30 protein-coding genes are annotated in these 25,518 nt (G+C 52.4%); 15 read left to right on the top strand and 15 right to left on the bottom strand.

Annotated features, from left to right (window positions below; all coding sequences use genetic code 11):
• Positions 1-3 precede the first annotated feature (3 nt).
• From ADINL_RS11005 to ADINL_RS10955, 11 genes are all read right to left on the bottom strand, one after another.
• A complete protein-coding gene (locus tag ADINL_RS11005) occupies positions 4-1,236 on the bottom strand; it encodes a molybdopterin molybdotransferase MoeA (protein WP_051632743.1) in 1,233 nt (410 codons plus the stop codon).
• 32 nt (positions 1,237-1,268) lie between these two features.
• Positions 1,269-1,787: a molybdenum cofactor biosynthesis protein B gene (gene moaB, locus ADINL_RS11000; protein WP_036547737.1), complete on the bottom strand. Its 519-nt coding sequence runs from the start codon at positions 1,785-1,787 to the stop codon at positions 1,269-1,271.
• Entirely contained in the window at positions 1,784-2,104 is a 321-nt protein-coding gene (locus tag ADINL_RS10995) for a DUF1244 domain-containing protein (RefSeq protein ID WP_036547735.1), read from the bottom strand. Before ADINL_RS10995 ends, moaB begins: the two co-directional genes overlap by 4 nt.
• A gap of 161 nt (positions 2,105-2,265) precedes the next feature.
• On the bottom strand, positions 2,266-3,234 hold the full coding sequence (locus tag ADINL_RS10990; protein ID WP_239644375.1) for a formate dehydrogenase subunit gamma: 969 nt from the start codon (positions 3,232-3,234) through the stop codon (positions 2,266-2,268).
• A 20-nt stretch (positions 3,235-3,254) separates the two neighbouring features.
• A complete protein-coding gene (gene fdh3B, locus ADINL_RS10985) occupies positions 3,255-3,899 on the bottom strand; it encodes a formate dehydrogenase FDH3 subunit beta (RefSeq protein ID WP_036547732.1) in 645 nt (214 codons plus the stop codon).
• A gap of 60 nt (positions 3,900-3,959) precedes the next feature.
• A complete protein-coding gene (locus ADINL_RS10980; RefSeq protein ID WP_036547729.1) occupies positions 3,960-6,821 on the bottom strand; it encodes a formate dehydrogenase subunit alpha in 2,862 nt (953 codons plus the stop codon).
• A 39-nt stretch (positions 6,822-6,860) separates the two neighbouring features.
• Positions 6,861-7,070 carry a formate dehydrogenase gene (locus ADINL_RS10975; RefSeq protein ID WP_152547666.1) on the bottom strand — a complete coding sequence of 70 codons (210 nt, stop codon included), beginning with the start codon at positions 7,068-7,070 and terminating at the stop codon, positions 6,861-6,863.
• An 11-nt stretch (positions 7,071-7,081) separates the two neighbouring features.
• Positions 7,082-7,708, bottom strand: a complete 627-nt coding sequence (locus tag ADINL_RS10970) for a TorD/DmsD family molecular chaperone (RefSeq protein ID WP_036548709.1) — start codon at positions 7,706-7,708, stop codon at positions 7,082-7,084.
• A gap of 15 nt (positions 7,709-7,723) precedes the next feature.
• A complete protein-coding gene (locus ADINL_RS10965) occupies positions 7,724-9,451 on the bottom strand; it encodes a 4Fe-4S dicluster domain-containing protein (RefSeq protein ID WP_051632740.1) in 1,728 nt (575 codons plus the stop codon).
• Between the two features lie 179 nt (positions 9,452-9,630).
• The gene (locus tag ADINL_RS16030) at positions 9,631-10,215 is read right to left on the bottom strand and encodes a DUF3306 domain-containing protein (RefSeq protein WP_051632739.1); all 585 of its coding nucleotides are present in this window, start codon (positions 10,213-10,215) and stop codon (positions 9,631-9,633) included.
• Positions 10,208-10,672, bottom strand: a complete 465-nt coding sequence (locus ADINL_RS10955; protein ID WP_051632738.1) for a DUF3305 domain-containing protein — start codon at positions 10,670-10,672, stop codon at positions 10,208-10,210. The genes ADINL_RS16030 and ADINL_RS10955 overlap by 8 nt, the downstream gene beginning before the upstream one ends.
• Positions 10,673-10,957: 285 nt before the next feature.
• Here ADINL_RS10955 and fdhD point away from each other — a divergent pair, with 285 nt between their 5' ends.
• The 3 genes from fdhD to ADINL_RS10940 all read left to right on the top strand — a co-directional run bounded on the left by fdhD (position 10,958) and on the right by ADINL_RS10940 (position 13,195).
• A complete protein-coding gene (gene fdhD, locus ADINL_RS10950) occupies positions 10,958-11,815 on the top strand; it encodes a formate dehydrogenase accessory sulfurtransferase FdhD (protein WP_036547726.1) in 858 nt (285 codons plus the stop codon).
• A gap of 1 nt (position 11,816) precedes the next feature.
• Positions 11,817-12,722: a helix-turn-helix transcriptional regulator gene (locus ADINL_RS10945; protein ID WP_036547723.1), complete on the top strand. Its 906-nt coding sequence runs from the start codon at positions 11,817-11,819 to the stop codon at positions 12,720-12,722.
• A 167-nt stretch (positions 12,723-12,889) separates the two neighbouring features.
• Positions 12,890-13,195, top strand: a complete 306-nt coding sequence (locus ADINL_RS10940; RefSeq protein ID WP_036547721.1) for a hypothetical protein — start codon at positions 12,890-12,892, stop codon at positions 13,193-13,195.
• 61 nt (positions 13,196-13,256) lie between these two features.
• On the opposite strand, the gene ADINL_RS10935 is transcribed toward ADINL_RS10940, so the two are convergent.
• Positions 13,257-13,961 carry a flagellar brake protein gene (locus tag ADINL_RS10935; RefSeq protein ID WP_036547718.1) on the bottom strand — a complete coding sequence of 235 codons (705 nt, stop codon included), beginning with the start codon at positions 13,959-13,961 and terminating at the stop codon, positions 13,257-13,259.
• A 19-nt stretch (positions 13,962-13,980) separates the two neighbouring features.
• Positions 13,981-15,153, bottom strand: coding sequence for a 4-phosphoerythronate dehydrogenase PdxB (gene pdxB, locus ADINL_RS10930; RefSeq protein ID WP_239644374.1), 1,173 nt, complete (start codon positions 15,151-15,153; stop codon positions 13,981-13,983).
• A gap of 110 nt (positions 15,154-15,263) precedes the next feature.
• On the opposite strand from pdxB, the gene ADINL_RS10925 reads away from it, so the two are divergent.
• The 8 genes from ADINL_RS10925 (at position 15,264) to ADINL_RS10890 (ending at position 20,393) form a co-directional block, all read left to right on the top strand.
• Positions 15,264-15,509, top strand: coding sequence for a hypothetical protein (locus ADINL_RS10925; protein ID WP_036547715.1), 246 nt, complete (start codon positions 15,264-15,266; stop codon positions 15,507-15,509).
• Positions 15,502-16,704: a tryptophan synthase subunit beta gene (gene trpB / locus ADINL_RS10920; protein WP_036547712.1), complete on the top strand. Its 1,203-nt coding sequence runs from the start codon at positions 15,502-15,504 to the stop codon at positions 16,702-16,704. Before ADINL_RS10925 ends, trpB begins: the two co-directional genes overlap by 8 nt.
• A gap of 75 nt (positions 16,705-16,779) precedes the next feature.
• Positions 16,780-17,271 carry a hypothetical protein gene (locus ADINL_RS10915; RefSeq protein WP_036547709.1) on the top strand — a complete coding sequence of 164 codons (492 nt, stop codon included), beginning with the start codon at positions 16,780-16,782 and terminating at the stop codon, positions 17,269-17,271.
• A gap of 17 nt (positions 17,272-17,288) precedes the next feature.
• Positions 17,289-17,882, top strand: coding sequence for an SCO family protein (locus ADINL_RS10910; protein WP_084154484.1), 594 nt, complete (start codon positions 17,289-17,291; stop codon positions 17,880-17,882).
• Positions 17,883-17,901: 19 nt separating this feature from the next.
• Positions 17,902-18,342, top strand: coding sequence for a copper chaperone PCu(A)C (locus ADINL_RS10905; RefSeq protein WP_036547706.1), 441 nt, complete (start codon positions 17,902-17,904; stop codon positions 18,340-18,342).
• Between the two features lie 206 nt (positions 18,343-18,548).
• On the top strand, positions 18,549-19,094 hold the full coding sequence (locus tag ADINL_RS10900) for a hypothetical protein (RefSeq protein ID WP_036547703.1): 546 nt from the start codon (positions 18,549-18,551) through the stop codon (positions 19,092-19,094).
• Complete coding sequence (locus ADINL_RS10895) at positions 19,095-19,583, top strand: hypothetical protein (RefSeq protein WP_036547700.1); 489 nt, start codon at positions 19,095-19,097, stop codon at positions 19,581-19,583.
• 78 nt (positions 19,584-19,661) lie between these two features.
• Entirely contained in the window at positions 19,662-20,393 is a 732-nt protein-coding gene (locus tag ADINL_RS10890) for an ankyrin repeat domain-containing protein (protein WP_036547697.1), read from the top strand.
• Between the two features lie 93 nt (positions 20,394-20,486).
• Here ADINL_RS10890 and ADINL_RS10885 read toward each other — a convergent pair whose 3' ends face one another.
• Positions 20,487-21,017 carry an elongation factor P hydroxylase gene (locus tag ADINL_RS10885; protein WP_036547694.1) on the bottom strand — a complete coding sequence of 177 codons (531 nt, stop codon included), beginning with the start codon at positions 21,015-21,017 and terminating at the stop codon, positions 20,487-20,489.
• Between the two features lie 83 nt (positions 21,018-21,100).
• Positions 21,101-21,850, bottom strand: coding sequence for a hypothetical protein (locus tag ADINL_RS16025; RefSeq protein ID WP_051632737.1), 750 nt, complete (start codon positions 21,848-21,850; stop codon positions 21,101-21,103).
• Between the two features lie 141 nt (positions 21,851-21,991).
• Between ADINL_RS16025 and ADINL_RS10875 the strand changes: the two genes are divergently transcribed.
• From ADINL_RS10875 to soxZ, 4 genes are read left to right on the top strand one after another with little or no spacing between them, the layout of a single operon-like run.
• Positions 21,992-22,333, top strand: a complete 342-nt coding sequence (locus tag ADINL_RS10875) for a c-type cytochrome (RefSeq protein ID WP_036547691.1) — start codon at positions 21,992-21,994, stop codon at positions 22,331-22,333.
• Between the two features lie 10 nt (positions 22,334-22,343).
• A complete protein-coding gene (locus ADINL_RS10870) occupies positions 22,344-23,660 on the top strand; it encodes an NAD(P)/FAD-dependent oxidoreductase (RefSeq protein WP_036547688.1) in 1,317 nt (438 codons plus the stop codon).
• 3 nt (positions 23,661-23,663) lie between these two features.
• Entirely contained in the window at positions 23,664-24,725 is a 1,062-nt protein-coding gene (locus tag ADINL_RS10865; RefSeq protein WP_051632736.1) for a YeeE/YedE thiosulfate transporter family protein, read from the top strand.
• Positions 24,726-24,752: 27 nt separating this feature from the next.
• Positions 24,753-25,511: a thiosulfate oxidation carrier complex protein SoxZ gene (gene soxZ / locus ADINL_RS10860; RefSeq protein WP_051632735.1), complete on the top strand. Its 759-nt coding sequence runs from the start codon at positions 24,753-24,755 to the stop codon at positions 25,509-25,511.
• Positions 25,512-25,518: the final 7 nt, after the last annotated feature.

Below are 25,518 nucleotides of genomic sequence, written 5' to 3'. Positions count from 1 at the left end.
CGATCACAGATCATGTGAGGGTGAGGGTGAGGGTGAGGGTCGGTCATCATACAACCAGAACGTCAGACGATCACCCGGTGCCACATGAGTGTCAGGTGGTAATACTGCCAGCGCATTACAACGAATCGCCGAGGTCAGTACACCCGAATTCTGGTTTGGAAAAGCACTCAGGCGCCAGTGGTTTTCAACCCACTCAGCCTGTACCCTCAGGTATTCCTGGCGTATCCGTGCCGTCGCCGAAAAATCAACCGTCCCTGACAGGCATAAGCGATCACCACTGGACTGCCCCGACAGTTTGGCCAAAACCGGCGTCACAAACACCTGGGCACCCACGAAAGTAGACACGGGATTACCCGGCAAACCCAAAAACAGGCTGGATCCGATCTGACCAAAGGCAACCGGCTTGCCCGGTTTCATCGCCAGTTTCCACAACGATAAATGACCAAGGGCTTCTACCGCTGGCTTGACATGATCTTCTTCCCCGACCGACACACCGCCGGTGGAGATAATCAGATCAGCCTGCTCTGCCGCCTGACGCAAAGCCGTCAAGGTCATCTCATAGCAGTCGGGTACCTGGGCAAAGCTGACCACTTCTGCACCCATCTGCTGTAAAAATCCCTGCAACAGATAACGATTCGAATTATAGATTTGCCCCGGCTGTAACGTCTGACCCGGCATCACCAGCTCATCACCTGTTGACAGAATCGCAACCCGCACCCGCCGGAATACCTCAACCTGAGCAACACCGATGCTGGCCAGCAATCCCAGATGGCGGTAGTCCAGACGAATACCGGCCTGAAGCACACAATCTCCCTGACGGATATCCTGCCCTGCAGGGCGTATATTCTGCCCAGACACCAGATCATCAGGCACAACCACATCCTCAAACGCAGTAAACCGGACAGCTTCCTGCATGACCACGAGATCCGCTCCAGCCGGTATCTCTGCGCCAGTAAAAATACGTGCACAGGTACCAGGCTTCAGTGGCCCTGGAGCCTGGCCTGCGGCAACTCGCTGACTCACCGGCAAGGGAGCGCCTGCATCTGCCAGACGCAGAGCGTAACCGTCCATGGCGCTGTTATCTGCTGGCGGCACATTCACGCTGGCGTAAATATCCCTGGCCAGCACATGCCCCATAGCCTCCAGCAATGGCAAGGATTCTGTGGCATGCACCACCGGCGTCATTGCCAGCATTCGGGATAGCGCCTGCTCAACCGGCATTAAGTGTTGCGTCATGACTTGCCTCGTTTGTTCAGCACTCAGGGGGATCAGCTATGCAGTTGTTTGCCATGCAGCAGTATGCCGACAAAATTACATGGACGATGACGACTGTCCAGTTGTTCCAGCAGAATACGGTTCCAGGCTGTTTTACAGGCACCGGTAGAGCCCGGCAAACAGAAAATCGCCGTACGATTGGCCAAGCCAGCCAAGGCCCGTGACTGAATGGTTGAGGAACCGATTTCCTCCCAGGACACCTGGCGGAAAGTCTCGCCAAAACCTTCAATTTCAGTATCGAACAGTGGGCGCAAGGCTTCAGGAGTAGAGTCCCGACCTGAAAACCCGGTGCCGCCGGTCGTCAGAATGACCTGTATTGAAGGATCAGCAATCCACTGACTGACCACCGCACGCATCCGGTAGACATCATCCGGGATCAGGTCTCGCGCAACTAACTGATGCCCTGCGGCCTGCAGCAACTGTACCAGTGTATCGCCGGAGCGATCTTCAGCCAGTGTACGGGTATCCGAAAGAGTCAGTACCGCAACATTTAACGCTACTGCCTCACTCATGATTTGTTCCCCTTTTTGGCGGCCTCACGCTCAGCAAAAGCAGCCAGCTGTTCAGGCGTAGCAGGCTGTTGATAGAGGTCTTTCCACTGCTCGTAAGGCATACCATACACATGCTCACGGGCATCGTCATAGCTCAGGGTTTCCCCTTTGGCTTCCGCCGCAGCCATCAGCCATTTAGCCAGGCAGTTGCGACAGAAATCAGCCAGAATCATCAGATCAATATTCTGCACATCCTTGTTGGCATCCAGGTGTTGCAGCAGTGTGCGGAAGGCTGCAGCCTCTAGTTCAGTGCGTGTCTGCGTATCAAAGTGCTTCATCTCAAAGGATTCCTCTAGCAAACAGAAGTGGTTTGATTATATCGATAATGGTGTCAGAAAACAGGAAAATGCCAGCTTCATCTTCTGACCCTGAAATAGAAAACAGCCATGTCGGGTGAAGAACATGGCTGTTGAGGGAAACGGGTTGTCTGTGGTGCAGATCAGCTCCCGGTTTTCTTTTTCACGGCGTCGTACCACAGATCGTGGTGCTGTTTTGCCCAGGACTCATCCACATAGCCGGTTTTCATCCCTTCGAAAGCGCCCTCGGTGCCAAGGGTACCGATGTAAATATGCCCGAAAGCAGCTGCCATCAGTATCAAGGAAGCGACAGCATGTATAATCAAAAACAACTGCATGGTTTCACGGGACTGACCAAAGTTAGGAAAATCCAGTACCAGACCCGAGACCACCACCGTCAGACCCACGGTCACGATCACCCAGTACCAAACCTTCTCTCCTCCGTTGAGGTAACCCGCAGATGGATGCGCTTTCCCGACAATACCGCCACCTTTCAGGAACCACTTCAGGTCGGTCATGTTGAAAAAGTTATGCTTCAACCATTTCAGAATCATCGCCAAAACACCTATGGCAAACAGAGGCCCCAGGTAGTTATGGATGTTCTTGGCAGCAGTCATCCAGGCCGCCCAGACACTGGTAGGCAAAATCGGCATCAGGAACCACTTGGCATAGAGTATCGACAAGCCGGTTACGCCGAGGATGATGAACAACACGGCGACATACCAGTGAATGGTTCTGTCCCAGCGAGTCCAGCGTTCGATTTTCTTGCCAGTACGCGGATTTTCCAGCTTGACCTGCCCAACCAACAGATAGAAGAGTGTGATCGCCAACAGACTGCCACCCAGTGCAATAGCACCACCGGGAGAGATCCACTGATTGCGGATTTCACGCCAGCGCTCACCTTCCACCATAATCAGCGTATCCGCTCCCGGACTGTTCGACTGGGTTCGGCCACTAACACCCTCTACGGCATCACGCCAGAATTCAGGTGTGGTGCCAGGCATGGCCTGAAAGGCTTCACGACGGGCATCGGCACTCTGCGCCAGCACCGTTGCCGGCAGTGCCATCAGCACCACCAGCAACAGCATCAGCCAGGTCTTAGCATCACGCACGGACCAGTATCTTTCCATGGTTATACACTCTGCGTTGCATCATAAGCCAGATCAGCAGCCTGCTGCGCCAGTTGCTCAGATTCAGCCGCTTCATGCTCAACTGAACCCCAGGCACTGTTGCGGTGGCCACGATACACCACGCGCTCACGGAAAATATCCGCCACCTGCTGTGCATCACCAGCCAACAGTGCTTTGGTTGAACACATCTCGGCACAGAGTGGCAACTTGCCCTCGCGCAACCGGTTTGCACCGTACTTCTGTTCTTCCAGAACCGGATCGCTTTCCGGGCCACCCGCACAGAAGGTACATTTGTCCATCTTGCCACGTGCACCAAAAGCACCCTGCTTGGGAAACTGTGGTGCACCAAAAGGACAGGCATAGAGGCAGTAACCACAACCAATACAGGCATCCTTGTTATGCAGGATCAGTCCATCTTCAGTCGGATAGAAGCAGTCTGTCGGGCATACAGCCATACAGGGTGCATCCGAGCAGTGCATACAAGCAACAGAGATAGAAACCTCCTTGCCAACTTCACCATCATCCAGTGTCACGACACGACGACGCTGAATGCCCCACTCTGTTTCATTGGCATTTTTACACGCCGTGACACAGCCGTTACATTCGATACAGCGCTCTGAGTCACATAAAAATTTCATACGAGCCATGGATATTCTCCTCATGGGTGCCCACCTCCCGGTGAACACCCCGCATCAGGTTTTATGGGTTCAGGCCGCTTTCTCAATACGGCAAACGGTACATTTGGTTTCCTGCATAATGGTGACCGGGTCATAACCGTAGGTTGTCACGGTATTGACCGCTTCACCCAGCACATAGGGATCACTGCCTTCCGGGTAGCGGCTGCGCAGGTCTTCGCCCTGGAATTCGCCACCGAAATGGAACGGCATAAAGGCCACATCACGACCCACACGGTTGGTTACCAGTGCCTTGACGCGAACCCGACCACCTTCAGGACCATACACCCAGACATCATCGCCATCAGCGATACGCAGCGTGTTGGCATTGAAGGGGTTGATCTCAACAAACATGTGCTGCTGCAACTCCGCCAACCAGGGGTTGGAACGGGTTTCATCACCACCACCCTCATACTCAACCAGACGACCCGAGGTCAGAATAATGGGGAACTCAGCCGAGGTATCGCGTTCCTGAATCGATTTGTACAGTGTTGGCATACGGTAGAGCGACTCAAAGTCATCCCAGGTCGGATAGCTTTCCACCAGATCACGACGTGTGGTGTACAGCGGCTCACGATGCTTCGGAATGGCGTCCGGGAAGGTCCAGACAATGGTACGCGCCTTGCCGTTACCAAAGGGCGCACAGCCATGTTTGATCGCCACTCGCTGAATACCGCCAGACAGATCTGTTTTCCAGTCTTTACCGTCGGCAGCAGCTTTTTCAGCCTCGGTCAGATCATCCCACCAGCCCAGCTGCTTGAGCATATTGGCGGTAAACTCAGGATGGCCATCACCGATCTCATTACCAACGGGTGCTGAACCTTCAGCCAGAAGGGTTTCGCCATTACGCTCCACACCAAAGTTGGCACGGAAGCCCAGGCCTCCATCCTTCACTGGCAGGCTGGTGTCATAGAGTACATGGGTACCCGGATGGCCCATTTCAGGGGTTCCCCAACAGGGCCAGGGCAAACCGTAGAAATCACCATGAGCGTCTGTTCCCACTGCCCGCAGGCTGGTGAAGTCAAAGGCGTGCCAGTTTTCCTGATGATATTTCAGACGCTCAGGGCTCTGACCGGTATAACCAATGGTCCACATGCCACGGTTGTACTCCCGCACGATATCTTCAATCAGCGGCTCATCACCATTTACCTGAATGTTCTTGAACACCTGATCAGCAATACCCACTTTTTTGGACAGCAGATACATGATTTCATGATCTGGCTTGGACTCGAAATGCGGATCGATGACCTTGCTGCGCCACTGAATTGAGCGGTTGGATGCTGTCACTGAACCATAGGTTTCGAACTGGGTACAGGCTGGCAGCAGGTAAACGCCATCGGTGCGGTCATTCATGACTGCAGCAACGGTTGGATAGGGATCAACAATGACCATCATATCCAGCTTTTTCATCGCCTCACGCATTTCTGGACCACGGGTCTGGGAGTTGACCGCATGTCCCCAGTAGAACATGGCACGAATATTATCGTTTTGCGCCATCTTCTCTTTGTCTTCCAGTACACCGTCTATCCAGCGGGATACGGTAATACCATTGGTATGCATCGGCTTGCCACCACGGTACTCCGTCTGATCAAAGCGGTTTTGAATCCACTCGTAATCAACACCCCAGACACCCGCCCAATGACGCCATGAGCCTTCTGCCAGACCGTAATAACCAGGCAGAGAGTCAGACAGCACACCAAAATCGGTCGCGCCCTGAACGTTGTCATGACCACGGAAAATGTTGGCACCACCACCGGATTTACCGATGTTGCCCAGCGCCAGCTCAAGAATGCAGTAAGCACGCGTGTTGTTGTTACCGGTAGTATGCTGTGTACCACCCATACACCAGACAACACAGCCAGGACGATGATCGGACAGCAGCTTGGCAGTCTGGTACATGGTCTGCTCATCTACACCGGTGATGTTCTCAACCACATCAGGCGGGAACTGCAGCACTTCTTCACGGATTTCATCCATACCATAGACACGCTGTGCCAGGTACTGCTTGTCTTCCCAGCCGTTGGCAAAGATATGCCACAACAGACCCCAGACATAGGCGACGTCAGAGCCGGGGCGAATGCGCACATATTGAGTCGCTTTGGCAGCTGTACGGGTAAAACGGGGATCTGCAACAACGATCTTGCAGTTGTTGCGCTCTTTGGCAATCATCACATGCTGCAGAGAGACCGGGTGCGCTTCAGCTGCGTTGGAACCAATGAACAGCATCGACTTGGAGTTCTGCATATCATTGTAGCTATTGGTCATGGCACCATAGCCCCAGGTGTTGGCAACCCCGGCGACGGTTGTTGAGTGACAGATGCGCGCCTGATGCTCAACGTTGTTGGTACCCCAGAGCGATACCATTTTACGGAACAGGTAGGCCTGCTCGTTATTGAACTTGGCCGATCCCAGCCAGAATACCGAGTCAGGACCGGATTCAGCACGAATCTGCTCAATCTTGTCGCCAACTTCATTGATGGCCTGCTCCCAGCTCAAGCGTTTCCACTTGCCGCCTTCCAGCTTCATCGGGTATTTCAGACGACGGGTGCTGTGACCGTGATAACGCAATGCCGCACCTTTGGCACAGTGAGCACCACGGTTGATCGGGTTATCAAATGCTGCTTCCTGGTAGGTCCAGACACCGTTCTGTACGTGCGCATACACACCACAACCAACAGAACAGTGGGTACAGATAGTACGCTTCACTTCAACTGGCGCAGACGATTTTGGAGTCGCCGCCTCAACCGGGCGAATCATGCCTTTACCAAGCAATCCTGTCGCTGCAATCCCCCCGGCAGCCAGTGTTGTTCCCTTCAGGAAACCACGACGACTCACGCCCAGGCGGTTTTGATTCATGTCCAGTGATGTGTCACTGACTTTTTTATTCAGACGCATCTTCCTCTCCTCAACAGTCAGAGTGTGTGACAGTCCGCATCAGCGACAACTGGCGTAATAGGCACGGATATGATCCGTTTCATGGTATCCCTGCTCTGCTTCTGGCAAGACAGTCGCAGGAGCCGGGGCATCTGCCATGGCGCTGCCCGCTGTGGCCACCAGGCCAACAGCAGAGGCCGCCGCTACACCACGCAGAAATTGTCTGCGTTCGGGGCTGATCTGTTCATTGATCGGTTTATTGTTATGCATGATTGCTCTCCTCATCCTCTCAGATGTACGCTTTGAACGGCATCCGGTCTTTTTTGTAAATACACGCTTTCCGTTTTTATAAAGGCTTGCCCCAGCATGGCCACCGCACTGTAAAAGACAGCGCTGGGGGCTCCCGCCATATCAGCAAAGAGCTGACCGGCCCAGGGATTCAGGTGTCGCTGAAAGAACACCGCCTGACGCTCCCGACTGGCGCCCTGTTGTATCAGGGCACTCATCACTTCCAGCTGCACTGCGATATGATCTTCCGGCTCTTTCACCTCTGGCTGACGGGAAAAACCCAACAGCTCCAGATCATTACGCAGCTCAATCAGAGGCGCCTCCATCAGCGATCCGGTCAGATACCAGGACGCAAACGGAGTCAGCTCCCCTTGGGAAATACCGATAAACAGGGTCAAATACTCATCTTCCAGTGCTTCTGGCTCGGCACGCTGCGCAGCCAGACGCAAAAACTCCCATGCCTGGGCCATGGTGTTCACAGCTCCCGCATCCACCTCCATTGAGGCCAGAAAATTCAGCAACTCATCAGAGGGATGCTGACGGCACAGAGCAGCCAGCAAGGCATAGATATCAGCCCGCAGAGCATCTTCATCTGTCAGGGTTTGAGTCATTACATCCATCTCCATCATGACACCTCACAGACGCAACTGAGCGGTTGGGTCCGCTGCCAGTTCACGGTAACTGTCGCGCACACGGCAGTCGTCACACATTTTCAGACGTTTTGCTGCATCACCCTGAAAATAGGGGTGTGCTTCAAGCTTTTTACTGATTTTTTCAATCGTGCTCTGAGTGGCAAAGGCTTTGCCACAGCTGATGCAATGGAAAGGCTCTTCCTGCTTCATGACACGCGGCTCGCCACGAACACCTGCAGCGGGTGCAAAGCGCGGCTCCAGAGTGATCACCTTTTCCGGACAACTCTGTTCACACAATCCACACTGCACACAGTCACCTTCCAGAAACGCCAACACAGGCGCCTCCTCACTGGCACTGCGTAAAGCACCTGTCGGACAGATGGACACACAGCTCATACACAGGGTGCAATCCGTCTGATCAATCAGCACCTGACCGTAAGGGCTGCCATTAGGCAAGGCGACAGGATCATCGGAGCCATCGCCCTGCTCATACAGACGATCCAGGGCTTCATTCAGCGTTTTGCGTTTGCCCTGATAAGGATAAGCTGCACCGGCTGGCAAACCCTCCCAGGCTTCCAGCTGTGCATTCAGTAAAGGCAGGTCTGCTGACAACTGCTCTGCAGACATCAGACTGATTCTGGCGGCCAGATGCCCCAGCGCTTCCAGCAACCGCCCGGTGGTCGCCACTTCACGCTGCAACAGGTTCAACAGTGTTGGCGGTGTTGTCGCATCAGTGACCAGCACGACATAGGTCGCGCCCTGAACCAGCACAGACAGCCAGATTTCAGCACCCAGTGCGCCCACTTCTTCCAGGGAAACCGGAATCACATGCGCAGGCAGTGCCTGCAGATCCAGCTCGGTCTGTTCGGCATGAAACAACATGGCCGGACGTTCACCACCGGCCTGGGCGTAGCTGTCCAGACAGTGCCGCAAACGGTCCAGCCAGCTTTGTGGCCGGGGCGCGGCGAATGTCAGGGCACCAGTGGGGCAAGCCGTCGTACAGCTGCCCGCACCATGACAAAGATGCACATCTACACTGATCTGAGCATCATGAGTGGCGGTATTGGTATGAGTTGACAGTGCATCCGCCGGACATACATCCAGGCAGCGCGTACAGCCTGTTTTGCCACGATCAGCATGTGCACAAATATCGTGGTTAACCTGCACGTAGGCCGGCTTTTCAAACTCCCCCACCATGCCGCTCAACTGTTCCAGCGCATCAACCAGCCTGTCGCCTTGCGGACCAACATGGAAATAGCCTGGTGGCGACAGCTCAGCTGACAACACGGGCTGATCGTTCAAATCCAGCACCAGATCAAAGCAGACCTGCCCGGCACTCACTTCCGCCGGGTTAATCTGCTCACCGCCGGGGGTGGTAACACGCAGATTGAAGGCCCCCAGCCAACCGTCCAGGGATGCAAAAGGCAAATAAATGGGTGTTAAATGAGATGCCGCCTGAAGGGCGCGTTCGAGATGCTCATCTTCCTGAGAAGAAACACTGCCCATCGCCAGCAAGGTGATACTGGCCATCCCCTGTATCTGATCAGCGACCAGTCGGATCAGATCCTCAGGACCCAGAATCAACAGGTGTCCCCGACTGGTATAGCTGATCAACCCATCCTGCAGGGCCATCAGGGGTGGCATAGCATTCAGCGCCTGCTGCCGCGCACGCGCATTGGTTTCCGGAGAGGCCACAAAGGCCCGGTGTGCAATCAAATTGTTGGGTTTCATTGACTCTCTCTCAGACTCAGCCGACTGACGGCAGGTCGAGTATCATAATTATAGTTAACGCTATTGGATGACCCAGTTGCAGTTTAAGGTTGCAATTTAAGCGCCAGGTTTTGCTACCCAAATGGCGCGCATTAATCCCCAATAACCCAAGCTTTTTTCAAAAAAACAAACCCAAAGGGTCATTTTGTCTCGATTGATTCATTTTTACCGAGCTGATCTGCCTCATCGACTTTAGTCGAATCCAGTGTTTCGACTGCCTCCCCGTCCACCTCAGCCAGCGCCGAATCAGGCTGCAACAAGGCATCGCGTGCCTGCTGCATCGCATCCTCCATCTGTTGCTGTGCCCAGCCACGTACCTTGTCTCCCACCTTTAGCACCAGCTTGTCCGGATTGGAGTAATCCAGCGCATAATCGTCCAGCGAGTCACGCACATTGAACTCGGGCTGATGGAAAAATTTACGCAACGCCTGACGACGCAATTCAGCCGAAACGCCACTGGAGAAAAACATCGACATATCGCTGCCGGCATGAATCGTGGAAAGATCAGGCATATCCAGATCCGTCAGCACCTCTGTCTCAGACGATGCGACTTCCGCAGCGGACTCAATGGACTCCTCATCAGAAGGTGTATCAACAGCGACAACTCCCTCGGCCTCCGGCTCAAGGGTCTGGACAGGAAGCTCCTGAACCGACTCCGCCATCTCTGCCGGGTCTTCCTGACGCTGCTTTAAGCGCGACCAGCGCCCCAAAAACCCCTCAGTCATTGGATGCTCCTTTCGCGGCAGCCTGAGTGCGCAACCGGCGTTTCTGATCACGCGGATCTTCCACTTCACCATGATGCGCCATAAAGGCTTCCAGCCAGACAGTGATTGGCGCAGGCATTGGAATGCTCAGCACAGGCTGTCCGGCATCCATATAATCCGCCGCGACATCCTGAGCCAGAGTCAGCTTACGCGGCACCCGCTGATCTGCGGTCAGGTCTTCACACACCACAAACAAACGCGGCGACTCGGAACTCAGGTTAAACCGATACGCCATTCGTTCATCACGGTGCAGTATCAACCACAGCGCCTGAGCCTCTTCACTATCCAGCGGCTGCTGGGAAATCTCCGCCACCTCCCAGTTGATCGAAGGCCAGCCACGTGACGAAGTCTCCTGCTTGTCGAGACAAACCCACAAACACCAACTATTCAGGGTGGGGCCTTTTTCAATCTGTGCCATCGGCGACTCCTGTTTGCATTAATCACTTCAGTCTAGCTTTAAGGCAAGGAACGTGCCGCCTTTTGTCTGGCCGCAGAATCACAGCCTTGAAGCCAACCCAACACTCATGACCGCACAGAAAACGGGTCAAATCACCCCAACGTAACGGCAAAACTGAGACAAAATGACCCACTCGAATCAGGGTATTGCGCCGACAATAGCCGCAACCCCTGAAGAGATGGCACAATCGCCAGACTGGTATAAATGTTGCTGCACTTTCAATGACTGATAACACAAGGATTTGGCATGCCCCGTAACCCTCAACTGGTCCTGAGCCAGGCACGCGCGCCCTTGACCCGTATCACTCAGGTCATGGATGAACAAGGTGAATGGCGTGAACAAGCACTGGCCTGCGAACGCCCATTGACGCTCTACCTGAACAAGCGTGAAATCGTCACCCTGATGACACTGGGTGAAGATCCTGAAGCGCTAGTGTTGGGGTATCTGCGAAATCAGGGCCTGATCGAGCGACTCGAAGACCTGCTCGCGATCCAGGTTGACTGGGATGTTGAAGCGGCAGCGGTCGTCACGACACACACACCGGATGACCTGGAGGAGACACTTTCCAAACGCACGGTCACGACTGGCTGTGGTCAGGGCACTGTATTCGGGAATCAGATGGAGCGCCTGCGTGGATTGACCCTGGCACCCTGGCACCTCAAACAGTCGCAGGTGTATCAACTACTGGAAGCACTCAACCAGCACAATGAAACCTATCGCAATGCCGGTGCTGTTCACGGTTGCGCCATTTGCACAGCAACAGGTGAAGTACTGAGTTTCTGTGAAGACATAGGCCGACATAACGCTGTCGACACCCTCGCGGGCCGTCTCTGGCTGAACGGTATCGAGAGTGAAGATAAGGTGTTCTACACCACTGGCAGACTGACATCCGAGATGGTCATCAAGGCTGCTCAAATGGGTATCAGCGTCCTGCTGTCCCGCTCCGGTGCCACTGAAATGGGACTGCAACTGGCGAACATGCTCGGCATGCTGATGCTGGCTCGCGCCAAAGGGCGGCACTTTCTGGTCTACAGCGATCAGGACCGACTGACACTGGATGCCCGCCCGGACCCCATGCCGCGCTCCAGCAAACGGAGGGACTGATATGGCTGACACCACCCCCTATATGACGGTTAAGGAAGCCGCTGTCTATCTGCATCTCAATGAAAAGAAAGTGTACCAGTTGGCCAGTGATGGCCACCTGCCCGCGACCAAGGTCACCGGAAAATGGCTGTTTCCACGCAAACTGATTGATCAATGGCTACTCGAATCCAGCCATCACGGCGTCCTCAGCGATCGCCTGCTGTTTGCCGGCAGCGATGACCCCTTGCTCAAAGCGGCCTTGCTGCGCATCATGCAACAGCAACACTACCAGGCGCTATACAGCTATATGCCAACCGGTACACAGGCGGGCCTGTCATTACTGGCTCAAGGATTGGTGGACTGCTGCGCCGTGCACTGGGGCAAAGCCGAAGAAAGTCATTTACGCCACCCCGCCCTGATACGGCAATACGCCGGATCACGCCACTGGGTACTGGTGCACCTGTTCAAACGCCAACAGGGACTGATGATGCGCGCCGACGACTCCGATACCCTGCTGAGTGAACCGGCACAAATCCTGAAGAAGCGCTGGGTCATCCGTCAGGAAGGCGCTGGCTCTCAGCGTTTTCTGAAAGACTGGCTCCACCAGCAACGTCTGGCGTTTGACAAGATTCAAGCCAGCGTCCGCGCGTTGACCGAATCAGAAGTCGCTTCTGCCATCGCCCGCAAAGTCGCCGATATTGGTCCGGGCACAGAATCAGCAGCGGCTGAGTGTGGCCTTACATTTGTACCGGTTTATCAGGAAGCCTTTGAGCTGGTGTTGCCTCGTCAGGTCTATTTCCGTACGCTGTTGCAACAGCTATTTGACTGGTTGCAAAGCCCGGAGGGTCAGGAAACCGCCCGTCAACTGCAGGGTTACGACCTCAGCCAGTGCGGTAAACTGGTGTGGAATGGTGAAACAAAAGAGTAATGCTTTTCTGCCAGTATAGGCTCAGCAGTCTTCGAAAAAATATCTTGTGCACTGCACAAAATAATACTTGACATGCAAGACACCATCTCTATAATCCAAGGTATTGTGCAGTGCAGCAAAAGAAATTGCAGCACGGCATTGATAACTTAAACTGAGGAGATACACACATGACTAGCGCAGTTGATTTCCAGAAGCCGGTTGAAGCCGTTAAAAGCCTGATCGCTCTGCAGACTGAAACCCTGACCAAAACCGTTGAACTTCAGAAGAAGTCTGGCGAAGAGCTGGTTGCCTTTTTCAAAGCTGAAGCTGAAAAAGCAAAAAGCCTGAAAACTCCTGAAGAAGTCATCAAGTTCAACACTGAAGCCAACACTTCTCTGTTCAACCTGCTGAAAGCACAGGGCGAAGCCTTCACTTCTCTGGCAACTGAAGCCAGCAAAAGTGTGATGGCTGAAATGCAGAGCTTCGGCAAGTAATCACTTGCTGATCTGCAAAAAACACCCCGCCTGTCGGGGTGTTTTTGTATCCAAACCCTGCCTATAACAGCTCACCACTTTCATACAACCACTGTTGATAGACATAGCCCGATAACACCAGCCGGGTTTCCTCTTCCAGATCCTCAAACGCCAGACCATGACGAAACACCGCCAGGGTACCACTCTCGGTTTGCAGCACACTGCATACTCTTGCCGCCGCCAAGATCACATGATCCATCCCGGCAACAGACACCTTTGCCGTCAGATACAGCAGCTCGCCTACGCTCGCCAGGGCCGAGGGCGCTTCCACTGATGCACCTGACAAGCTGATATCCACACACAAGGCAGACTGAGGCTGATGCAGATCACCTTCACCCCGATCAACCCACAGAGGCAAATGTACCGGAACCCGTGTGTGCTGACGAAAAGGCTGCGTTTCCAACTGCCGGGGATAAGCCAGTATCCAGTGTGGAAACGGCTCATCCTGGGCTTTGAGCAAGCGGGTGGAAAAGCTGATCAAACGATTTCCGCACAAGAGCTTAACCGTAAGAGACGCGCCTTCCGTCAGTAAGGATTTGCGACTTTTAGGCGCACTGACCAGCACAGCCACCTGTTCATGTATACCGATCAGACGTACCGAATAACGCCCTTTAGGGACACGTGTTTCCAAGCGTACGGGCTCCCCTGAACGTGGGCGTAACTCGGCCAGAGATACCGGTGTCCTGGCACCTTCGGAACCCTCGGAACGCAAATGAGCCTTTAGCATAGGTTGAACAATCCAGCCTTCATTGATGGGTCACGGGAAATCCCAGTGCCTTAAAATCTGTGTGCTGCGCCTCTGACAGGCGCAGTGTTAATGAGCTGAACTCGCGCCGCACCGGATACTGCTTGCGCAACTGGTCAAATGCCAGCCTCTGCTGCTCGGCCGGCAACGCCAATGTTGCCCTTAACGCACGGTCATCCCGATAGGGATCATACAGCATACGTACCGCTGGTAATAAACCGGCCTGCGCACTTAAACACATCTCTGTCACCTCCGCAGGTGGCAGTAGCGCCTCAAACGTACAGTTCATCGCACGCCTGGCGAAGTGACAGTAAGCCTGATACAGCATCCAGGTGCCCCGCAGTTTGCCTTCCAGCGAGTAACCGGCGATATGTGGTGTCGCTATACGCACCCGCGCGGCCAACTCAGGCGTGACCCGTGGTTCCTGCTCCCATACGTCCAGTACCAGCGTCAAATCAGGCCGTTGCAAACTGCACGTCAGCAACGCCTGATTATCGATGACCGGACCACGACCGGCATTGATCAGGATCGCATTCGCGCGCAACAACGACAGATTATCGGCATTGATTAAATGGTGGGTGGGATACGCCCCCTGACGGGTCAAGGGCGTATGCAGCGTCACAATATCCGCTTCCTCAAGTAACTGACTCAGACTGCAGAAGGCTGCCGCCTGATCAGCCGTTGCGTCTTGCTGACGCGGTGGATCACACAAGCGGACAGAAACACCTAACTGCTCCAGACGCGCCTGAAGGCGTGAACCGACATTCCCGACACCCACAATACCGACAACCCGGTCCTTCAGGCAGAAAGACTGCTCTTCTGCCAGATGCAACAGCACACTCAGCACATACTCGACAACCGCATCTGCATTACAGCCAGGCGCGCTGCTGAATGCGATCCCCAGATCTGCCAGCGCCTGCTGATCAATATGGTCCGTCCCGATGGTGGCGGTACCGACAAAGCGCACAGTGGTCCCTTCAAGCAACGCACGATCAACCCGCGTGATCGAGCGGACCAGCAGCAGGTCAGCATCAACCAGTTGATCGCGCTGAAGATCACGTCCGGCAACAGAATGCACTTCACCCAACTCGGTGAATAGCGGATTCAGTGCCGGAATATTTTCATCCGCAACAATTTTAAGACGTTGCTGTTTTTCAATCGGCTTAGTGTTCAACGGACCTCCGGGGCTTTACAACCACCCTGTTTTCAGGCTCAATTTCGCGCCATTATAAAACGTCCCCCCTGTCAGGGTCATTGTTCCTTTTAAATTTCAGAAGAAAACCTGTGGTATTACGCTGGCAAAAACAGGCTGACTATTTTACTGTCAGCGTCTATCAGGATCTGGTCGGTGACTGGATTCTTACTCAAAGCTGGGGCAACAGCCTCAATGATGACAGTGAGTTCAGTCATACCGTACTGCCCTCACGCCTGGAAGCAGAAAAATATGTAACCAAACTGCGCCTGAGCTTACTGAAAAGTGGTTTCAAGGAAAGCAGCGACAACTGCCCCTTACGGAGAATCTATGAGTAAATTTGAATACGCTGAAATGCCGGATGCCCAGGGCTACTTTGGCGAGTACGGTGGCCAGATTATCCCGCCTGAACTGCAACAGGTGATGAATGATATCGATAAAGCCTATGAAGAGATTCGCCAGCAGCCTGAGTTCCAGAATGAACTGAAAACACTGTTTGCCGATTACATAGGACGTCCCAGCCCTATTTTCCATGCCCGTCGACTGAGCGAAAAGCTCGGCGGCGCACAGATTTTTCTGAAGCGCGAAGACCTGAACCACACCGGCGCGCACAAGATCAATCACTGCCTGGGTGAGGCACTGCTGGCCAAATACATGGGCAAAACCAAGGTGATTGCTGAAACCGGTGCCGGTCAGCATGGTGTTGCGCTGGCAACCGCCTGCGCACTGGTCGGCATCCCCTGTGAGATTCACATGGGTCAGGTCGACATCGAAAAAGAACACCCTAACGTCGTCAAAATGAAGATTCTGGGTTGCGACCTGATTCCGGTCACCCGTGGCACCGCCACGCTGAAAGATGCGGTAGACAGTGCGTTCGAAGAGTATCTGAAAGATCCACAGAACTTTATTTACGCCATAGGCTCGGTTGTCGGTCCACATCCCTTCCCCAAAATGGTTCGTGACTTCCAGTCTATTATTGGAACTGAAGCCCGTGAACAGTTCCTCAACCGCTTCGGCAAGCTTCCAGATTACCTGACAGCCTGCGTAGGCGGCGGCTGTAACGCCATCGGCCTGTTTACTGCTTTCCTGAAGGACGAGCAGGTCAAGATGGTTGGTATAGAACCTGCGGGTAAAGGTCTGGATACCAATCAGCATTCCGCCACCCTGACACTGGGCAAACCGGGACAACTCCATGGCATGAAGTGCTATGTACTGGAAACCGAAGACGGCGAACCCATGCCAGTGCATTCAATCGCTTCCGGCCTGGATTATCCGGGCGTTGGTCCACAGCATTCTTACCTGAAAGACCTGGGCCGTGTGCAGTATGAAACCGCAACCGATCAGGAATGTCTGGATGCCTTCATCACCCTGTCGCGAGTCGAAGGCATTATTCCGGCACTGGAAAGCTCCCATGCTGTCGCCTGGGCGATTCGTACAGCCCCGACACTCAGTCCTGAGCAGACCATCCTGGTCAACATCTCGGGTCGTGGCGACAAAGATGCCGACTATGTTGCGGATCTGCTTGGACTTTAAGCACCTTCCTCACCGACGATGCGACATTATGTCGCATCGTTATTCAACTGACCCTGCAGTAAACTGGCAACACTTATGACAGAACACGGTGTGACTGAGAAACGTATAAAGCCTCAGCAGTGGATTTTATTGGGACTCGCCGCTGTCGTGCTGCTGGCGCTGCTGACCAGCCGAGACTTGATCGAACAATCGCTACAACCTGACAGTGTGCTGCTACCGCCCTTGCCCTGCGATCTGCATCAAGGAAACTGTATTGCCTCACGTGGCAATCAGCTGTTGCAACTGAGTCTGACTCCCCGACCCCTGGAGTCCTCGCAACCGATCAGCATCGAGGTGCGATTGCAACATCTGGACGCGCGCCAGGTCATGCTCGATCTGCAGGGTGTAGAAATGTATATGGGTCTGAATCAAACGCAACTCACTCAGGACCCTGAGCGCCCTGAGATCTGGCGAGGCACCACAGAACTGGCAGTCTGTACCACCGGAGAAATGACCTGGCGCGCCAGCGTCTACGTGGATACAGCGGAACAGCTCTACTCCACCGCCTTTGATTTTGACGCCCGTTAGCACCACAGGAGAACATGATGAAAGCCATACGCTACCTGATTCTACTGAGTATTGCGCTGGTTGCAGGTGTGCTGATCTATTTTCAGCAACAACCCCAGCCCGCCGAACAACGGGTTCTGGGTGGCAGCATTGGTGGTGACTTCACGCTGATGTCAGCAGATGGCCCGGTCTCCCTGTCAGATTTCAGGGGTCAGCCGGTAGTCATCTACATCGGCTACACCTACTGCCCGGACGTCTGCCCCATGGCACTGGCCGTACTCGGACAGGCACTGCGTAACATGCCGGATGACCAGAGCGAACAGATTCAGGGGATCTTTATCAGCGTCGATCCCGAGCGCGACAGCCTGGAACATTTGAAGAATTATGCAGCGTTCTTTTCACCCCAGATTATAGGGGTCACGGGTGAGAAATCTGAGATTGATCAGGTCGTGAAGCAATATGGTGCTTTTTACCGGAAAGTGGAGATGCGCAACTCGGCCATGGAGTACGCAGTTGATCACTCATCACGCCTCTACCTGATTGACCGGGAGGGCCAACTGGCGGCACTGGTGTCCCATAACGCTACTCCGGATCAGTTAATGCATAACCTGCAACAGCTACTCGAACACTAATCTCCCAAGGAGGAATCTCATGCGTAAGCTCTTTGTTGCCAGTGCCCTGCTGTTTTCATCACTCACCTTCGCCTGTGAAGATGTCATTATCGAAAATGCCTTTGCACGTGCAGTTCCTCCCGGACAGCCAAACAGTGCAGCCTTCATGACGCTGGACAACCATGGCCATCATGATGCAAGCCTGGTGTCAGCCTCCTCCAGCGTGGCTGAAGTCACCGAACTTCACACCCATACCGACGTGGATGGGGTCATGCAGATGCGTCAGATCGACACGATTGAGATTCCTGCGGGTCAACAGACTCACCTGCAACCAGGTGGACTGCATGTCATGCTGATCGGCCTGAAACAGAACCTGGCCGATGGCGATCAGATCGATCTGACCCTGACCTTTGCCGATGGCAGTGAAAAAGCACTGGAAATCCCGGTACGCCATGCCATGCCGATGGGACATACTCATTAAAAGGCCTAATACATCTACAGCCACGCAGACGTGCGTCGAAGTGGCTGTAGATCAGGCCCTTCGCGCTTAAGTGCCGTATCGCATAATTTGTCGAAATTTGATCTAAAGCTAAAATCTAAAAACTTGAAAGATTAAGCTGGGTTTGCTATTGTTTTCCCTTATGTAGTATTTACGAATGGATTTCAACTACAAAGAAAGGAGTTCTTATGTCGCCCAACCTTCCTTATCGACTCCCGAATGACACCAAAGAGCAAATTTATTTTTTAAGAGATCTATTAAAACTCCCTCACTATATTTTTGATGCCTATGAAAACCAACCTGCCATTTCTGATGAAAAAGCAATAGAAATTCTTACAGGTGTAATTTTGTATCATCACCTTGATAGGCACCAAAAGCATGAAGTAATGAAACTGCTTCATAGTGAACTTAGCAACAGACCTGCAATTGGTTTTTTAATTACCAAAATCACAGACCCTATGGCCAATACATACTGGGGTCTATGGGCCAAACCCACTACCGAGCTGCTTGAAGACTTAGAGTTAAGGGAGGTTATTAGCAGTGCTTTAGGTTTGGCTGGAGCTGGGGTTACTGTAAAGACTCTAAAAGATGTTCGCGATGCATTAACTAAAAGACGACCCTATAGACGCGGACATCCAGCCTTTTTAGTATTAATATACGGCTTTTATTATAACAATGAAGGCGCCAAAAACGCCATTCAAGAAGAGCTAAACAGGCGTGCAAGAAATCATTAAATGAAATTAAATATATCTCGCGGAACCTATTTCCTAGAGACAAGCCTTATTTTTAGATGGCTTGATATCATTACTAATGCATTTGCATTTTTAGCTGGATGGTTATTCTTAAGTAGTGATATAAACCTTGGCCCTGGCACTAAGTTTATGGTCATGATCTTGATTATAGCTATCGTAATGGGCTTATTTTTATTAATAACCGAGCTAATCTCATATTTTTTTTGTGACAAAGTTGAAATCGCTAGTTTCAAAGATGACAAACTTAGTTTATCACTAGATTTTTACGAAGAGTTTGACACTAAAAAAATAAATAGCATCAAATATTATGGCCCACCATCATGGGTTGCCTTATTCTGGCCATACATTAAATACACCATTCGAATTGATTACAATGGTCAAGTCAAAGAAATCAAGACATGCTTTAGATTAAAATCACTTGAAAACTTCTTTAATGAAGTTAACAAGGAGATTACTAATAGCACTCAGTAACAACTGTATAGTTAATTGACTAACTGCTTAGCACTACAGGAAAACAAAGACATACTTATAATCTAGCAGGCCACTTTCATGATCAGATTAAACTGGAATATTTTAACACTACTTTTTTTGTTTTCTTACTCACTTACTATCCCTATAGCCACAAGTGCCGATCAACTTAATGATGAGCATTATACTAAAGAGCATGCAACTCTTTTACAGATACTAAACCAAGAAGATCAAGACGCGCTGAGTGATTTTTTGCATAGCCATCAAAATGCTCAATGGCTACAGGAGGAAGACACGAAAGCATCCATCATCAACACGCTAATGTATGAAGCAGAAAATTGTAATGACGATGTTATTTTATCCTTTACCAACAATAACATCACACTATCATCAAGGAGCGTGGGGTCTCCATATCACTTCCTAGGCTACATGACTTCAACTGATAATATAGCCGAATGCATAGATATTTTTATCCGCGCCGGGATTGATATTAACGCAACAGATGGCGAAGGAAAAACGGCATTAATACATATTTTATATTCCCATCATCCTGATACGCTGCTCATCCTGGAAAGGCTTATCGATAACGGAGCTGATCCAACCCTACGCTCTGAAGCAGGCCTTGACTTACTACATTACTCTTTACTTTTACATTCTTTATATTCTGAACTAATTTTTGATAATGAACAGAAAGATGATGATACTTTCATTAATGAAGTAAAAAGGATGGTGAATCTTACAAAACGAGTTAATGTTATGTTTACTAAATACTACACATCAAAATCAGCTAACATAGATATTAATAGAATCTAACACATCTTACGGCCACGCGGGCGCGCGTCGAAGTGGCTGTAGATCATTGGTGAGTAAAACCGAAACCTTGAGAGGGTCCCGCTCTGTTAGATATCAGACCTTGCTGAATATGTGTCTGCTAGCTAATCCATTGCTTTTCCAATAGCTTGTTAACCCAGACAATACATTATTGGCGGTGGGGGGTGGATTTACCCGCATCTCTTGATAGGCTATTTCTAGCTCTTGTAGAAAACTTTCCGACGGTGGCCTTCCTGAAAAATCGTCAAGGCTTGGTGAAAACTTAAGCCCAACGATTTCACACATGGCTTTTTCCAAGCCTTGCGGTCTCGCTTCAACCACTTCAAAACGCTGCTGCTGTTCGGCTGTCCTTCCGCACGGGGCATACCAGTATCCGAAATCATCTAAACCTCTTCGCCGATCACCCGCTAAACAGTAGTGTGAAATCTCATGCAAGAGGCTGCGCGGGTAGTTACTTCTAAAATACAGGATGGCACGGGTATTCGCTGTCGGAGCTTGGTAGAACGGCTCCTCTGCGTCACCTTGTATCGTTAAGTTGGGGAGTATGTCCGCAAAGGCATTTATCAAATTTTGACAGTATTCATCATCGGTACTGCAGACACTCATTTATTCATTTCCTATTACAAACTGACAACTCGAAAAACAGTCGTCGAACAGGCGCATAAGGTCCCGATAATCATGTGCCTGCATCAATTCAGCACCTGCCAGGTATCATCACTCAACCACCAGCTCTGGCCGGTACGGCGATCAATACGCACAGCTACATAGCCCTTGCGATCCTGATCGGCACGCTGCACCTGCACCTCATAACTTGAGGGCGACAAACTGCCAGAATCTCTCAAACGACTCCAGTCATTGTTATCAGCCAGCCAGGTTTCCCCGGTTTGCGCATGGTAACGGATCAGAATCCAGCCGCGCTGTGTATAAGCCGTCGCAACCCGGTAAGGTCCGGTAGACTCGGCCAGTTGTGGTGACTGCATACTCATGGCTGACAACAGCTGTGCCACCGCCTGATCGATCTCCTGCACCATACCTTCAAGCGAGTGGCTGGCAAGATCTTCTTCATAACCCGCAGGTGTCTGACCTGAACCCCGCTGGGTATCGCGTAAAGACTGCAGCTGGGTCATACTCATCTGGCTCTGCTCCAGTACCTGCTGAGTCAGAGAGCGAATTTGAATGACCTGTTCCTGCAACAGCGTCAAACGGCCATTCAGTTGGTCCAACTGCCCCTGCAGACTGCCACTCATATCACCACGTGTCACTTCCAGTGGCTGTATCGGATCACCTCCCAGCATGGCGGCAATTTCAGCACGCCCTTCACTGCTGTGTGGATCGGCATTAACCGCCTCAGGACCGCCATTATCAGGACGGACATTGGCATCATTACAGCCCGTTAACAACAGCAGTAATGCAGCGGATGCCAGCAACTGTTTCAACATCTTTGTCCCCTTAAGCACTTGAAACCTGACCAGTTATATAACCAAAAAGAACTAAAAGTTAATATTTTATTCTTTTGATGCTAATTTAATTCATGCTAACGTTCGCCATCAAGAACAATCAATGATATGGCTGGAAGCATAATGACTCGCAGTATTTTACTCCACAAACGAGGTCTGCATAAATTATTGCTGGCGACCTTTTTTGCCAGTGCAGCATCTCTGGCACAAGCCGAAGAATTCTCCCCTGCACAGGTGCAATTGCTGGCAGCTGCCTGTGCCAACTGCCATGGAACCGACGGTAAGCTTGCAGACGCTATTCCGGCAATTGCCGGTCGACCCGTAATGGTCCTGGAAGCTCAGCTGCAGGCATTTAAACAGGGTCTGCAACCAAATACCACCGTCATGGACCGGATCGCCAAAGGCTATACGGATGCTGAACTTTCTGCACTGGCAAATCACTTTGCCAATGTCGACAAACACTAAGGGGCCGGTTATGAGTGACAATGCAAACAAGATTTCCACATCACGCCGCCAGCTTCTGAAAGGCCTTGGTCTGGCATCCCTGTTCCCGGCAATTTCGGCCTGTGCAGCAACAGGCAGCAGCCAGGCATCTGCTGGCCGCGTTGTTGTCATCGGTGGTGGCTTTGGCGGTGCAACTGCAGCTAAATATATCAAGCGCGGCAATCCGGCCATTGATGTTACCCTGGTCGAACCCAACAAAACCTTTTATACCTGCCCCTTCTCCAACCTGGTACTGGCCGGTGAGCATCAACTGGAAAGCATCGGTCACAACTATGACGAGCTGAAACAGGTGTACGGCGTCAAAGTTGTGCATGCACTGGCTCAGGACATTGATCCGGTTGCACATCGCGTCAGCCTGTCTGATGGCCAAACGCTGCAATATGACAAGCTGCTGATGTCACCCGGTATTGATATGCGCTGGAACGCCATTGAGGGCTACGACGAAGCAGCTGCCGAACTGGCTCCGCATGCCTGGAAAGCAGGCCCCCAGACCTTGCTGCTCAGACAGCAGCTGGAAGCGATGCAGGACGGCGAAACGTTCATCATGTCAGTGCCCGGCAACCCTTTCCGCTGCCCACCCGGACCTTATGAACGCGCCAGCCTGGTCGCTCATTACTTCAAGAAGCACAAGCCGCGCTCCAAGATTCTGATTCTGGATGCCAAGGACAACTTCTCCAAGCAGGGCTTGTTTACTGCTGGCTGGCAAGCCGAATATGGCGACATGATCGAATGGGTCGGGCTTTCAAATGATGGTCGTGTTGTCCGTGTAGACGCGGCACGTCGTGAAGTGGAAACAGAGTTCGGCACACGTCACCAGGCCGCTGCATTGAACGTGATTCCGCCTCAAAAGGCTGGCTTTATTGCTGAACGAGCAGGCGTCACCGATCAGACCGGCTGGGTTCCAGTGAATCCGGTGACATTTGAATCGACGCTGGTGAAGGATATTTATGTCGTAGGTGATGCTACAGTTGCGGCTCCCATGCCCAAGTCCGGCTTTGCCGCGAATGCTCAGGGTAAAGTGGCCGCCAGTGCTATCGTGGCAGCGCTTGCAGGTGTTAACCCGCTGGAACCTGTCTGGGCCAATACCTGCTACAGTCTGATCAACCCGGATTACGGTATCTCGGTTGCTGGCGTCTACAAAGTACAGGATAATCAGATCATTGATGTTGAAGGCGCTGGCGGCCTGAGTGCGGCTGATGCTAGTGACAGTGTTCGCAAGGCTGAGGCGGCGTATGCTGTTGGCTGGTATAACGCCATTACACAAGATACCTGGGGAACCCGTAGCTGATCTATGATCGAACTTTTTGAAGATCACCTGCAAGCCGTCCTGTGGAGTGGTGCACTCCTGGGACTGGCTTACGGCGCAGCGGCTCAATGGAGCCGCTTTTGTTTGTATAGAGGTCTGTCGAATCGCTGGCAATCTGGCGACAGCATCAAGCTGCGCGCATTTGTGCTGGCAATGGCAGTCGCCTTACTGAGCAGCCAGGCATTACACTGGCTGTTTGGTATCGACTTGACCCAGACACACTACCATCAACGCTCCCCCTCCTGGCCCTTGCTCTTGGGTGGCGGAATGCTGTTTGGTTATGGCATGCATCTGGCCAATGCCTGTGGTGCTCGCTCGCTGGTGTTACTGGGCAGCGGTAATCTGCGCTCACTGCTGGTACTGTTGGTGCTTGGGGTCTCAGCCTATGCGACCCTGTCGGGCTTGCTGGCACATCCACGGATTGATCTGGAAGCACTTACTCAGACCCGCCTGCCTGCCACATCTATTGATGGACTCATCAGCCTGACCGGCCTGTCAGCCAGTCTGTCGAAGACACTGACACTCCTGGTTCTTGCGGGCCTGCTACTCTTCTGGGCACTCAAAAGTCCGGCACTGCGTCAATCGCCCCGAGACTGGATAGGTGCCAGTCTGATTGGCTTGCTGACCGCTGGTGGCTGGTGGGTAACCGGTGTACTCGGCGCAGATGATTTTGATCCGGTCCGACTGGGATCGCTGACCTTCGTACAGCCGATTGGTGAAACCCTGCAGTTCTCCATGCTCTCCAGCGGTATGAAACTTAGTTTCGCCGTCGTGGTCGTATTGGGTGTGATTCTGGGCAGTTTTGTCCGTGCACTGTTCAGTGGCGAATTCAGCTGGCAGGGCTACGAATCACCTCAACAGATGCAGCGTGGCATACTGGGCGGCTTATTGATGGGCATTGGTGGCGTATTGTCACTGGGCTGCACGCTGGGACAGGGCATCAGTGGTTTTTCTACCCTGGCGCTCAGCAGTATTGCTGCACTTGCCGGAATTCTGATCGGCGCCCAAGTCGCGCTCTGGCTGGACAGCCGTAAGACAACCGTCTAACTGTAATCTTAAGGAAACTGACTCTACATGCGTGCACCATTGAGACTGACATTGTTGATCCTCCTGCTTTTACTGCCACTGCATACGATGGCCGACTGGCAACGTATCGAGGCACTTAAAAACAAGGTGGGAACCGAAACACCTCAGACCAGTGGCCTACAGATCGGACTGCCGCTGGTCGCAGACGATGGTGCATCTGTCCCTCTGAAAGTGACCTTTAACGGTACTCTGGCAGCAGATGAATACATTAGCGGATTGTATGTTTTTGCCAGTCAGAACCCGCGTGCCGAAGTGATCGAGTTCGCATTCAGCGACGCCATTCCACGCATTGAAGTATCCACCCGCATCCGCTTAAGTGAAACCCAGACTGTCTATGTGCTGGCCAAAAGCAATCAGGGAAACCTGTGGCTGGCAAACCAGGATGTTCGTGTCACCGTCAGCGGCTGTCTGATGACAGATGAAGACGGTACCGTTACCGAAGCACAAATGTCACAACCGCGTATCGCCTTGCCACGTAACCCCAAGGCAGGCGAAGCCGCTGAACTGCGGACCATGATCAATCATCCGATGGAAACCGGTTTTCGGGAAGACAGCCAGGGTAATCTGATACCCCAGCAACTGATTGAAAGCCTGCAGGTCAGCCGTGGAGATGAAACGCTGTTCAGCGTAACCTTTAATACCGGGACATCGGCCAACCCGTTTGTAGCCTTTTTCCTGGATCAGTTTGACGATCTTACCTTCACCTGGACAGACCAGCAGGGACAGCAGCTGAGCGAAACGCGCTGATCGGGAC

The sequence above is a fragment of the Nitrincola lacisaponensis genome (assembly GCF_000691225.1).
Classification (GTDB): Bacteria; Pseudomonadota; Gammaproteobacteria; order Pseudomonadales; family Balneatricaceae; genus Nitrincola; species Nitrincola lacisaponensis.
The sequence above is the reverse complement of the archived record's forward strand: the minus strand, read 5'-3'. Positions and strand labels throughout refer to the sequence as shown.

Excerpts from the sequence above, each read along its gene's own strand:
- ADINL_RS11005 (WP_051632743.1), bottom strand. The coding sequence starts at position 1,236 with ATGACGCAACACTTAATGCCGGTTGAGCAGGCGCTATCCCGAATGCTG.
- moaB (WP_036547737.1), bottom strand. The coding sequence starts at position 1,787 with ATGAGTGAGGCAGTAGCGTTAAATGTTGCGGTACTGACTCTTTCGGAT.
- ADINL_RS10995 (WP_036547735.1), bottom strand. The coding sequence starts at position 2,104 with ATGAAGCACTTTGATACGCAGACACGCACTGAACTAGAGGCTGCAGCC.
- fdh3B (WP_036547732.1), bottom strand. The coding sequence starts at position 3,899 with ATGGCTCGTATGAAATTTTTATGTGACTCAGAGCGCTGTATCGAATGT.
- ADINL_RS10980 (WP_036547729.1), bottom strand. The coding sequence starts at position 6,821 with ATGCGTCTGAATAAAAAAGTCAGTGACACATCACTGGACATGAATCAA.
- ADINL_RS10975 (WP_152547666.1), bottom strand. The coding sequence starts at position 7,070 with ATGCATAACAATAAACCGATCAATGAACAGATCAGCCCCGAACGCAGA.
- ADINL_RS10970 (WP_036548709.1), bottom strand. The coding sequence starts at position 7,708 with ATGGATGTAATGACTCAAACCCTGACAGATGAAGATGCTCTGCGGGCT.
- ADINL_RS10965 (WP_051632740.1), bottom strand. The coding sequence starts at position 9,451 with ATGAAACCCAACAATTTGATTGCACACCGGGCCTTTGTGGCCTCTCCG.
- ADINL_RS16030 (WP_051632739.1), bottom strand. The coding sequence starts at position 10,215 with ATGACTGAGGGGTTTTTGGGGCGCTGGTCGCGCTTAAAGCAGCGTCAG.
- ADINL_RS10955 (WP_051632738.1), bottom strand. The coding sequence starts at position 10,672 with ATGGCACAGATTGAAAAAGGCCCCACCCTGAATAGTTGGTGTTTGTGG.
- fdhD (WP_036547726.1), top strand. The coding sequence starts at position 10,958 with ATGCCCCGTAACCCTCAACTGGTCCTGAGCCAGGCACGCGCGCCCTTG.
- ADINL_RS10945 (WP_036547723.1), top strand. The coding sequence starts at position 11,817 with ATGGCTGACACCACCCCCTATATGACGGTTAAGGAAGCCGCTGTCTAT.
- ADINL_RS10940 (WP_036547721.1), top strand. The coding sequence starts at position 12,890 with ATGACTAGCGCAGTTGATTTCCAGAAGCCGGTTGAAGCCGTTAAAAGC.
- ADINL_RS10935 (WP_036547718.1), bottom strand. The coding sequence starts at position 13,961 with ATGCTAAAGGCTCATTTGCGTTCCGAGGGTTCCGAAGGTGCCAGGACA.
- trpB (WP_036547712.1), top strand. The coding sequence starts at position 15,502 with ATGAGTAAATTTGAATACGCTGAAATGCCGGATGCCCAGGGCTACTTT.
- ADINL_RS10915 (WP_036547709.1), top strand. The coding sequence starts at position 16,780 with ATGACAGAACACGGTGTGACTGAGAAACGTATAAAGCCTCAGCAGTGG.
- ADINL_RS10910 (WP_084154484.1), top strand. The coding sequence starts at position 17,289 with ATGAAAGCCATACGCTACCTGATTCTACTGAGTATTGCGCTGGTTGCA.
- ADINL_RS10905 (WP_036547706.1), top strand. The coding sequence starts at position 17,902 with ATGCGTAAGCTCTTTGTTGCCAGTGCCCTGCTGTTTTCATCACTCACC.
- ADINL_RS10900 (WP_036547703.1), top strand. The coding sequence starts at position 18,549 with ATGTCGCCCAACCTTCCTTATCGACTCCCGAATGACACCAAAGAGCAA.
- ADINL_RS10895 (WP_036547700.1), top strand. The coding sequence starts at position 19,095 with ATGAAATTAAATATATCTCGCGGAACCTATTTCCTAGAGACAAGCCTT.
- ADINL_RS10890 (WP_036547697.1), top strand. The coding sequence starts at position 19,662 with ATGATCAGATTAAACTGGAATATTTTAACACTACTTTTTTTGTTTTCT.
- ADINL_RS10885 (WP_036547694.1), bottom strand. The coding sequence starts at position 21,017 with ATGAGTGTCTGCAGTACCGATGATGAATACTGTCAAAATTTGATAAAT.
- ADINL_RS16025 (WP_051632737.1), bottom strand. The coding sequence starts at position 21,850 with ATGTTGAAACAGTTGCTGGCATCCGCTGCATTACTGCTGTTGTTAACG.
- ADINL_RS10875 (WP_036547691.1), top strand. The coding sequence starts at position 21,992 with ATGACTCGCAGTATTTTACTCCACAAACGAGGTCTGCATAAATTATTG.
- ADINL_RS10870 (WP_036547688.1), top strand. The coding sequence starts at position 22,344 with ATGAGTGACAATGCAAACAAGATTTCCACATCACGCCGCCAGCTTCTG.
- ADINL_RS10865 (WP_051632736.1), top strand. The coding sequence starts at position 23,664 with ATGATCGAACTTTTTGAAGATCACCTGCAAGCCGTCCTGTGGAGTGGT.
- soxZ (WP_051632735.1), top strand. The coding sequence starts at position 24,753 with ATGCGTGCACCATTGAGACTGACATTGTTGATCCTCCTGCTTTTACTG.